6 protein-coding genes are annotated in these 11,132 nt (G+C 44.9%); 1 reads left to right on the top strand and 5 read right to left on the bottom strand.

Annotation, left to right across the window (positions count from 1 at the left end):
- Positions 1-228 precede the first annotated feature (228 nt).
- A complete protein-coding gene (locus QUA56_RS03665; protein WP_333353367.1) occupies positions 229-1,284 on the bottom strand; it encodes a UPF0104 family protein in 1,056 nt (351 codons plus the stop codon).
- A 386-nt stretch (positions 1,285-1,670) separates the two neighbouring features.
- On the opposite strand from QUA56_RS03665, the gene QUA56_RS03660 reads away from it, so the two are divergent.
- Complete coding sequence (locus QUA56_RS03660) at positions 1,671-3,716, top strand: S8 family serine peptidase (protein WP_333353365.1); 2,046 nt, start codon at positions 1,671-1,673, stop codon at positions 3,714-3,716.
- A 134-nt stretch (positions 3,717-3,850) separates the two neighbouring features.
- Here the strand turns inward: QUA56_RS03660 and QUA56_RS03655 are convergent, their stop codons facing one another.
- The 4 genes from QUA56_RS03655 to pruA all read right to left on the bottom strand — a co-directional run bounded on the left by QUA56_RS03655 (position 3,851) and on the right by pruA (position 11,058).
- Positions 3,851-4,330 (bottom strand): hypothetical protein, encoded by a 480-nt coding sequence (locus QUA56_RS03655; protein WP_333353362.1) that lies wholly within the window; start codon positions 4,328-4,330, stop codon positions 3,851-3,853.
- A gap of 152 nt (positions 4,331-4,482) precedes the next feature.
- Complete coding sequence (locus QUA56_RS03650; protein ID WP_333353359.1) at positions 4,483-6,123, bottom strand: glycosyltransferase family 39 protein; 1,641 nt, start codon at positions 6,121-6,123, stop codon at positions 4,483-4,485.
- 17 nt (positions 6,124-6,140) lie between these two features.
- Positions 6,141-7,769 (bottom strand): glycosyltransferase family 39 protein, encoded by a 1,629-nt coding sequence (locus QUA56_RS03645; protein ID WP_333353356.1) that lies wholly within the window; start codon positions 7,767-7,769, stop codon positions 6,141-6,143.
- 313 nt (positions 7,770-8,082) lie between these two features.
- On the bottom strand, positions 8,083-11,058 hold the full coding sequence (gene pruA / locus QUA56_RS03640; RefSeq protein WP_333353354.1) for an L-glutamate gamma-semialdehyde dehydrogenase: 2,976 nt from the start codon (positions 11,056-11,058) through the stop codon (positions 8,083-8,085).
- Between the last annotated feature and the right edge of the window lie 74 nt (positions 11,059-11,132).

Genomic DNA, 11,132 nt, shown 5'->3' with positions numbered 1-11,132 from the left:
TTTATGAATACTTTAAGAAAGAATCGGTATAATTAGCGGGTACAGATCCTGTCCGGTAGCATCGGTTGTCTATGTACGCAGCGTTTCATGTCGCGCAGAATGATATAGAGGACACGGCAGTGCCGTTTCCCTACCGCGATCGATTGTAGGGACTTAGGCCAAGCCGTGTCCTGATTTCGGGTAAAATTAATTCCCATACAACCGGAATTGATATTACACAATACAAATTCACCTATTTTTTATTCCCCGATCGCGCTGCCGATCGAGTTTAGCTAAAAATGCACCGGAAACATCCGCCAGAATGCTAATTATCCGATACAAAGCCACCGCACTCAGAATTATACCCGTAGAAAAGCGATCGGACAGCAGGGCGATCGCCGTTGCTTCAAATACTCCCATTCCCCCCGGTGCACCAGGCACAACTAAACCGACAACAAACGCAAAACAAAAAGCACCTAACAAGTTGGGAATATTGCTAAAGTTCACCGGAGTTAAAGCCGTTACAGTTAGCAAAAATCCGCAGCCCCGCAATCCGATAAAACACATTTGTCCGATTAACGGCACTAAAGGATAGCGTTTAATTGGCAAATTAATGTGGCGGCGGGACTTGACATTCGATGTTTTTTTAGCTATATTTGAAGTAGACTCTGTAGGAATATTTAGTCCCTCGCCTGTCGCCTCCCCAGTATTTGAATTTTCCCCATTGTTCTTTGATAACTTCAACCGCTCTACAAATAGGACGATCGGATTTAAAATTCGGGGATGAATCGCCGTTAAAATAGCAGCACAACCGACAATCCGCAAAAACCAATTGAATTTGTCAAAACAAATCAACCCAATCAAAACGCCAGCAGAAGCCATCAGCAGCGGTTCCAGCAACACGCTGAGAGTAGCAGCTTTCGGGAAAATCCCGGCCTTTTTGGCATCCAATATTCGACCCCAAAAATGCCAAATATTCCCCGGCAAATACTTGGCAATATTAGTTTTGAGAAAAACTTGAATCGCCCACGCCGCAGTTACAGGTTGGCGGAATTCCCGCAAAATCAACATCCACACCCAGCCGACAAAAATTAGAGAAAATAAAGTGACGCCAAGGGCGATCGCCAGCAACGGAAAACTTTCGGCTCGAATTCGGATATTCGCGACTTCTCGCCAGTGAGTTAACAAAGCTTTGGCAATAAATAAAAACGTCCCGCCCAAAATCACATAGCGCAAATAAGGCTTTAAATGCGATTTCGCAAGGTTGAAAAAATTCTGAATTCGATGCAAGTGTTGTTTTCCCATTTTCGGAATCCTGATGCGTGAATTTGGGATTAAGTTATACTGTTTTAGATTTTATATTTTAGATGGGCTAAGGCGGAATTGTGGTTGATTTACACGGCATGATATGACTGAATAAATCTGTTTAACCTTAAATCTTGTACCCTTGTCAAGAACGGGCAAGATGCCCGTTCCACAATAACTCAACATTTTTGTGGAACAGGCCGGAAAGCCTGTTCCTAAACAAGTAATTGAGAATGGTGCAATATCTCAGTTTAACCTAACCTATGCACACCTCTACACACTATCCGTAATGCCCGCTTTACAGACTATTTAGGGCGTTTTTAACCACAAACTTAAATTTAAAATCTAAAATTTAGATCGATATACCTCGCTAGGAGTACATTTCTATGCCCGGCCCGAGCCCTGACGGTCTTTCCTATCTTTTAGATGATAGCCCCAACAGTTTCGCCTTGACTCCGGGCTTTTTGACTCCTTATCCTAACGGACTTTTTGCCTTGGGAGGTAACGATTTTATTGTCGGTTCCTCGGATGCCGATCGCATCAGCGGTGATAACGGTAACGATCGCATTCTCGGCGGTGGCAATTCCGATACCCTGTTCGGGGGTGCGGACAACGATTTGCTAAACGGCGGTGTCAGCAGCGACATCCTGTTTGGCGATGCCGGCAGCGATACCTTGCAGGGAGGTAAGGGAGATGACGCCCTCGACGGCGGCGGCGGTAGCGACGTTTTAGTGGGCGATGCGGGCAAAGATACGCTGACAGGGGGTTTGGGCCCAGATACCTTTGTCCTCCGCAGCAACTCCGCAGTCTCAGATCCGGCGGCTGCAGACATTATTACTGACTTTAACAGTTTTGTGGATTCGATCGGACTGACTGACAATCTTACCGAAGCTGACTTGATTCTCGAAGAAATCTCGATCGCCCCCGGAATTTCCAATACATTAATTAAAATTCGCCAATCCAATGCTATTTTAGGCTTGGTAGCTAACGCATCTCCACAAGACCTCGCCGATACATTTATCTCTGCAACTACCGTATTGGGCAACCAACTGGATCGAGCTCGCGATTTAGGCGTTTTGGGCGGGACTCAAACGATCGCCGACTCGGTTAGCAACGCCCGGCCAGACGGTCTTTACCGCTTTACTTTGCCTGCAACTAGCGACTTTAAATTAACTGTCAGCGGCTTGACTGCCGATGTTGACGTTGCTGTGATTAAAGATATTAACGGCGACAATTCTATTGACTTTACCGATATTATTGCTTCTTCTCAACAACCTGATTTATCGCCGGAGTCGATCGACCTCAACGCTTTGGCCGCAGGAACTTACTTTGTCCGAGTTTATCAATACCAAGGCAGTACAAACTTTAACCTAAATCTGTCTGCAACTCCTGCAACTGTTTCTCCTAACAATCCGAGCAACTTGCAGGGTTTTGACTCTCGTTTTGGGTTCGGTTTGGTGAATGCAGCGGCGGCAGTTGCTAAAGCTCAAGGTAGTGCAACTTTTCCTGATGTTCCCGATTTGGGCGGCGACGAGTGGGGCAGAGATTTAATTAAAGCTCCAGAAGTTTGGGCCCAGGGTTTGACTGGAGACGGAATTGTGGTGGCAGTTATCGACAGCGGAGTTGACTACAATCACCCGGATTTGACGGGGAATATTTGGAGCAATGCGGGAGAAAGCGGTGTTGACGCGGCCGGTCGCAATAAAGCTAGCAATGGGGTTGATGATGATGGCAATGGCTTTGTTGACGATTTCCGAGGATGGGATTTTGTGAACAGCGATAATGACCCGATGGACGATAACAGTCACGGCACTCATATCGCGGGTTTAGTTGCTGCGAAAAAAGATGGGGTTGGGATTACTGGAACGGCTCCAACTGCCAAGATTATGCCTTTGAAAATACTCGATCGGGACGGAGTGGGGAAAATTAGGGATGAAATTAATGCGATTAATTATGCGGTGGCAAATGGAGCAAAGATAATAAATGTGAGTTTGGGCGGCCAACAGTTGAATGCTCAAGAATTGGATGCGATTCGAGCGGCTGAAGCTCAAGGCGCGATCGTGATTTCGGCGGCAGGAAATGATGATCGCCCGGAGGTGGATTATCCGGCTCGGTTTGCCAATGAGGTAGGAATTGCTGTCGGTGCTGTTAGCCGCAACGGCTTGTTTGCAGATTTTTCTAACCGGGCGGGTGCGGAGGCAATTAATTATTTTGTTGCTCCGGGCGGCGACGGTGGCAGGGCAGATTCGGGTGACGTTTATTCAACTGTACCGCTTTCTGAACCGGGGATTCCCTATCGATATTTTGCGGGTACTTCAATGGCAGTGCCGCACGTAGCTGGGGTGATAGCTTTGATGTTGCAGGCTAATCCGAATCTGACTCCTGCTCAAATTAAGAGGATTCTTGCGGAAACTGCCAATCGAGCTGTTTGAATTTGATGCAAGTGCGATCGATCTACAATCCTCAATCTTATACCAATTATTCACTTAGGGACACGGCAATGCCGTGTCCTAATCCCCCCGCGCCGGACACGGAATTGCCGTGTCCCTACTTTTGGGAATTGGTATTAAAAATTGGCGGCGTAAGTTAAGTCAAATTGGCGGCACAGGGTGATGCAGCAGTAGTTTGGTCGATCGAATACTAACTCGTAATTCATCTCGCCGTCTATTTTGGTGATCGGCTGCTTTAAAGGAATGCCCTGAATGTCGTATTGGCGGCGTTCTAAGGCACTCCAGTCGATAATTTTGATGTCGATTTGGTTTTGCAACTCTGTTGCGATCAGATATAGGTGCATCTTGTCTTCAACTTTCCCAGTCAGGGGGATTTTCATTAACACTGACTGGGTGACGAGGGGTTTTTGGTCGTTGGGATGCTTCTGAGTGTGGCAGGTTTTGAGTTCTATATCGTAAGGTTCTACCTTGAATTTCTCTCCGTTGGCGATCGCAGACGAGTGCAAGTCTTTCAGGCACTTTTCTAGGTGAGGGATCAGCCCTAAGTCTGGATCGCACAGCAGTTTGCGAATATTCGAGGTTTCAGTGACTGTCATTTGAGATTTTTGATTTTATTTTTTGCTTCTTAACTTCTAGCTTACCGCGAAAAGCAACCCTATTGAACTATACTTGCGACATACTTCCAAAAACCCCTTTTCTGGGCAGTATGTCGCGGTAAATAAGACATTTTTTGCCTTAATTTTTTAGATTATTTTTTGGTAATTTTCCAGAGATTTAGCTCAACATTAGCGTCAGCCGGATCTATTTGATAGTTTTGTTGCTGAATTGCCGATCGCAAAGTTGAGGACGGTCTGTATAAAAACAACTCGCTGAAACCGCCGGGAATTTGCGGGGGTTGCGGTTTTTTCAGTGCCAATTCTCGATTTTTGTAGCAAGAAGTGTAACAGCGGGGTTCTATTAGCAGTTTGACTTTTGGTTCTAGGTGATAACTTAAAGGCATGATATATGCGATATTGGCATCGCTGATAATTAGGGGATTGCTGGCTTGATTCACAATCCCAGCTAGTTGTAATTCGGCGCTAAGCCAGCCGCTGCCTTTATTCCACCAACTGTCTGCTTGAGAACTAACTCCACCTGATATAATACCTGCGAAAAACAGTGCTACCACAACTATTTTCCACAGTTTTTGCTGTTTGAAGTTATCCAAATTGTTACTGATTTTCGCAGACAGCAGGTAAGCCACTGCTAGCTGAATTCCCACATAACAAGGAACTAAATATCGCGGATTTGCCGATCGCCTCCCGCCTTTAAATATATCCGGTAAGGCTAAAAATATAGCGGTTGTTGCAATTAATAACAATATCAGTAACCAAACCCGTTTTGGTGTTTGCCTGCACAGAAAATAAAGGGCATAGCCGACTAAAGCTAGAATCATTATGCCAACAGGAATTAGCAAGGCTAGTTGTGTGGCGTTGGCAGTTCCATCAATCCCTATATCAAAAAAGGCTATGCTGAGAGAACCCACCCACCTGCTGACTAATCTTAAGAGATTGGTCTGTTGGGCCCATGCTGTTGTGCTTTTAACTTGATTGAAGTTTTCTACAGTATTTATCAGGAAAGGGATGGAGGCGATTAATGCTACTAAAACTGCTACATAATAGGCAATAAATGTTTTAATATCGCGCCAGTTGGCAATGATTGCGATGTAGATTGCATGGGCTGCAGCGACGCAGACAAATAACAAGTGGGTGTAAAATCCCATTGCTGCTGTGACTGCGTAAAGCGCCCAGTGAGAAACAAGGGCGATATTATTTTGATTTTCCTCCGGGCGCATTGCTCGCAGCAAGGCTGCACTCGATAAAATAGTAGTTACTGTCCACAAACTGTACTGTCTCGCTTCTTGGGCAAACAAGATGTGGTAGGGAGAAATTGCGAAAATTGCGATCGCCATCCACGCTACTGCTGAAGATTCAAATAACTCCCAAGCCAGCCAATAAATGGCAGGAAATACTAACAAGCTAATGACGGCGGCCAAACTTCTCATTGCTGTAACAGAACTGCCGAACAATTGCGCCCAATGTCGCGCTAGTATGTAATACAGTGGCGGGTGTTGGGGGTCTTCGGTTGCTAAGGAATGTAGCGTGTCATTTAAATTTGTTTCGGAATTTATCTGTTGATATTTTTGTAAATCCGAGGGAGAGATTATTTGCTGGTACGAAATTTGTGTGAGCATTTCGACTTCGGTGTAGCCCGAAACTCTCAAAGAAGTATATGTTTCGTCGATCCAGTAAAATTTGCGATCGAGATTGGCGAACCGAAATAAAATACCGATGACTAATACAATAACAGTCAGAAAAATTAACCACTTTTTGGGATTTTTAAAACTCATTTTTTGCAACTAAATATTTACTTAACTTTTAATTTTTCGAGCCAGACATCTCCGTTTTTTTGACTGTATAGCGGCTCTAATTTATACCTACTATTTGTCGTGATTTTGGTTTTTAATTCAGGGTAAATAGTGTAAAAAAATATCTCCTTAAAATTGGGGGGTATTTCAACAATATTCGGCGGCAATACTAAAAATTTAGCTTTTGCATCTATTAAGTAACTCAGAGTTAACAAATTTCCGATCGTATCTACACTGTACACCCACAAGTCGGCTATCATCAATGGCCGAGAAGCTGAGTTGACTGTGCGGGCGATCGGGATGTTAAGAGACGATCGGTCTTTATTCCACCAAGAGTCTGATGACAAATAAATGCTACAGGATATAATTCCAATAGAAAGCAAAGCAGCTAGAGCCAGCCTCCACAGCTTGTACAATGGGACTGTCCCTGTAGGAGATGTAATTTTTTCAGCTAGCAGGTAAGCAACAGATATCTGTATTCCTAAATAACAGGGAATCATGTAGCGAGTGTTGATAGAGCGAATCCCTCCTCCAATTAAATCTGCTGGTAAAAACAATACTACTGTCACGCACGTCAATGTCACAACAAACAACCAAAGACGCATTTCTGTCTGATTTAAAAGGAAATAAAAAGAATACCCAACAATTATTAAAATCATCAAAATAACTGGCAGATCAAATATCCAATATATTCGCGATAAATCAGAGTAAAAGCCCACATCAAAAAATTGACGGTTAATGTTCAAAAACCAATTTTTCATCAATTCTAAAACAGGCATTTTTAGAGATTGCCATACTGTTTTCTGACTGGCATTGCCCGAATTTTTTAAAAAAACTACAGTCCAAGGAGACAGAGCAATAAATCCTGCAATTGATGCTAGCAAATAGCAAATTACAGTCTTGTTAAACCGGAATTTTTCGATAATTGTTACATAGACTCCATGTCCGATTGCAACCAGTCCAAATAAAAGGTGAGAATAACATCCCAGAGCAACTGTTACTGCATAAATTGCCCAACTGCTATTAGTTTTTAGCCGCATTCCTCTCAGCAAGGCTGCGCTTGACAGTAAAATTACCATTACAAGCAAACTGTAAGGTCGAGCTTCCTGAGCGTAAACTATCTGAAAAGGCGATACAGCTAATATTGCAACTGCAAACCAAGCTGTCAGCGGCGACTCAAATAATTCTAAGCACAGCCAATACATACAAGGTAATGCCAGCACGCTAAAAACTGCTGACATACTTCTAGTTACAGCCACTGAATCGCCGAACAATTGCACCCAAAATCTCGTTGCTATAAAATACAGGGGAGCAAGTTGAGGTTCTTCTAATGCCAATCCTTTTACGGTATCTAAAACGGTTTTTTCTGAATTAATCCGTTGATATTTTTGTAAATATTTAATGTCCCGAATTTCACCGTCAACTACTTGCTGAATAAATTCAGCTTCTGTATAGCCAGAAATCCGCAGGGATGTGTAAGCTTCGTCTATCCAGTAAACTTTATTTCCGAGATTTGCGAAACGAAAAAATATACCTATGACTAATACAACTATAATTAAAAATCGCAGCCGCTTGTCAAGTGAAGGGTTGTGAGAATTTAGCCGATCGCCATTTTTCGTACATTCCATTTTACAGCATATTCCATGTATATGTGGTACACACAATCTTGTAGTAAGTAAGGTGCGTCGCTTTCAGAGTCAATCTGCAAGTTCCATTTAAAAGGTCGCAGCGACGCACCCTACATATTAACATCACACAATATAAATATAGCGGCTACTGTACTTCATCAACCTGGAATATGCTGTAAATAAACTAACCTCAAAAAAAGATCGTACCAGATACCGGACTTCTTGAAGAACCAGAACACCAGATACCCGACTTCTTCAATCAGTCGGGTATCTAATCCTCAGAGGATCTAATCTTAATTAACCAAATTAGAGATTAATCATCCACTCCTTCAATCGGCGCAAAACCCTGCCGCTGAATATTTTCAGTGATAGTGCGGGGTTCGAGGAATTGCAGCAAATAATCCGGGCCGCCAGCTTTAGAACCAACTCCCGAAAGTTTGAATCCTCCAAAAGGTTGCCGCGATACCACAGCGCCGGTAATTCCGCGATTGATGTACAGGTTTCCGACTTCAAAATCGGATGCGGCTCGATCGATATGCGAAGGCGTGCGAGAATACAATCCGCCGGTTAAAGCAAAATTCGTGCCGTTAGCAATAGCAATCGCTTCGCTGAAATTTTTGGCCCGAATCACCGACAAAACCGGGCCGAAAATTTCTTCTTGGGCGAGAGTTGCTGTCGGCGATACTTCCGTAACAATGACTGGACCGACAAAATAACCGGTTTCCGGTGCAGGCATTTCTAAAGCTATTTTAGCTTCGGCGCGACCTTTTTCGATATATTCGCGGATGCGCGACTGGGCGCTAGCATCGATGACTGGGCCGACTTGAGTGCCGGGATTTTCTGCGGGACCGACATTGAGCGATCGCGTAGCTTCTACCAATCTTGCCACAAAATTATCGTACACCGATTCGATCGCAATTACTCGCGAACAAGCGGAACATTTTTGGCCGCTGTAGCCAAATGCCGAATAAACTACGCCTGCAACTGCTTGGTCTAAATCCGCACTTTCATCGACAATAATTGCATTCTTACCGCCCATTTCAGCAATTACTCGTTTTAGGTGTTTTTGTCCGGGCTGCAAAATCGCAGCATCGGCATAAATTTGACAGCCAACTTCCTGAGAACCCGTGAAAGTAATCATGTGAACGTCGGGGTGTTTCACCATGTAAGCGCCGACGGTTGAACCTTTGCAAGGCACGTATTGAAATACGCCTTTCGGAATCCCGGCTTCTAGCAAAATCTCGGCTATTTTAGCAGCAATTACTGAGGAAAATTCCGCAGGTTTGAGCAAAGTACAATTGCCTGCAACCAGCGATGCAACTGTCATGCCTACGGGAATTGCGAGGGGGAAATTCCAAGGGGAAATAATCAGAGAAATGCCGCGCGGCTGATAAGTGTAGCGGTTGGTTTCTCCGGCTACGTCGTAATTTTGCCCTTGTTCCAACCGTTCCATTTCGTCGGCGTAGTAGCGGCAAAAATCAATAGCTTCGGAAACTTCGGCATCGCATTCTCTGACGGGTTTGCCGACTTCAAACACCATCCAAGCTGACAGTTCGTGCCGCCGCTGTTCCATCAATTCTGCGGCTTTGCGGAGGACGCCGGCGCGCTGTCGGACGGGGGTTTTTCGCCAACTGGTGGAGGCAGATTTGGCTGCTTCCAGGGCTTGTTTGGCTTGTGCTTCGGAAAGCAATCCGATTTTGCCGACTACTTCTGTGGGATTGGAAGGGTTGAGGGAATTGACTGTTGCTTCAGTATTTTGGTACTCGCCATCGATTAGGGGTAAATAGGTTTTACCTAAGTTGGCGCGCACTGATTTGATGGCTGCTTCTGCTTGTTGCCGCAATTTGATATTGGCGTAGTCGGTATCGGCAACGTTGGGAAATACTTTGCTGTAAACTAGCTGGTCGTTGCCGTTGGCTACTGGTGCGGCTAACAATTGTTCGATCGGCATTTCTTCGGAACTTTGTCGGATGAAAGAACTGTTGGCGGTATTTTCCAGCAAACGGCGGATCAAATAAGCCATTCCCGGCAGCAAATCGCCGTAGGGGCAGTAGACTCGAACGCGATAACCCCGATCGACCAAAAGCTTAGCCAATCTGTCGCCCATCCCGTACAGTACCTGCATTTCAAAGCGGCGGCGCGGGATGTTGAGAGTTTCGGCAATGGCGATCGCCCTCGCTTGCGATCGCACGTTATGACTGCCAATAGCTGCATACAAATATTCGTGATTTTCTAGCAGCAACTGCGTCATCTGCTCGAAATTTGCATCGGTAGCAACTTTGTCATTGTAGACCGGCTGCGGCCAATCTTTCTGCATCGCTTTGATAGTTTCCTGATCCCAGTAAGCGCCTTTTACCAGACGTACTGTCACCGGACTTCCGCGTTTTTTTGCCCAGGAAATCAGGTTTCGCAAATCTTGGGCGCTGTCGCGCAAATATGCTTGCAATGTAATTCCAATATCGGTGCGACTGCGAAACTCTTCTTCTAACAATAAGTCTTTGAGAATGCTCAGAGTTAAACTCTTGTAAGCATACTGTTCCATATCGAAATGAACGGCCGCTCCCAACTCCTTAGCGCGGCGCAGTAACAGGCGAATTCTATCGCTTACTTTCTCCTCGCTACCTTTAGCATCCAACGGGTCAAACTGAGAATAAAAAGCCGTTAATTTTACGGATACTTGCACTCGCGGCAAAGTTTCATCATCAGCTTTGTCAATTGCATCTACCTGCGACCAATTCTTCGCTGCATTCGCGAGTTCCTCCATCAATTCCAAATAGCGGTTAAGATAAATTTGCGCCTCAGCTTCAGTGATGACAGCTTCCCCCAAAAGGTCAACTGTAAAACCCATTTTATCTTTGCGAAGTCGCTCTAAGGTTTTAATTACCTGCTTGATATTTTCCCCAGAAATATACTTGTGCGCCAAAGTTTCGACAGCAGGCGCAACCGTCGTCGCCGCCAATTGACCCGGAACCGAATCAGCGTTAGCAAAGTTGAGCAATTTTTTTAATGCTTCGGGCAATTCTACCTCTTGGGCGGTCAGGTATTCTTGCAAGTGGCGGGCAATTTCCGGCCTGCTGCGGAGGGCCGGCAAACAGTCAATAAATCGAAACAACTGAACCCGCAATCCCGGGCTGGCCATCGCCCAATCCATCAGTTTGTCGTCCCAGCGCATTTGGTCTTGCAGTTGGCCAAAAAACGATCGCTTTTTCTCTTGAGTTGCCCGCAGGATTTCTTTGGCAATTTCTTGAGTTTTTGCTTCATAGATGCTTGGAGATACTTGTGCGACCATTGGTAATTAGTAATTGGTAATTTGTATTTGGCAACAGGGGGGTTATGTATTTTTAAACTACCCCCTGATACAAT

The organism is Microcoleus sp. N3A4, from assembly GCF_036701805.1.
Classification (GTDB): domain Bacteria; phylum Cyanobacteriota; class Cyanobacteriia; order Cyanobacteriales; family Microcoleaceae; genus Microcoleus.
The sequence above is the reverse complement of the archived record's forward strand: the minus strand, read 5'-3'. Positions and strand labels throughout refer to the sequence as shown.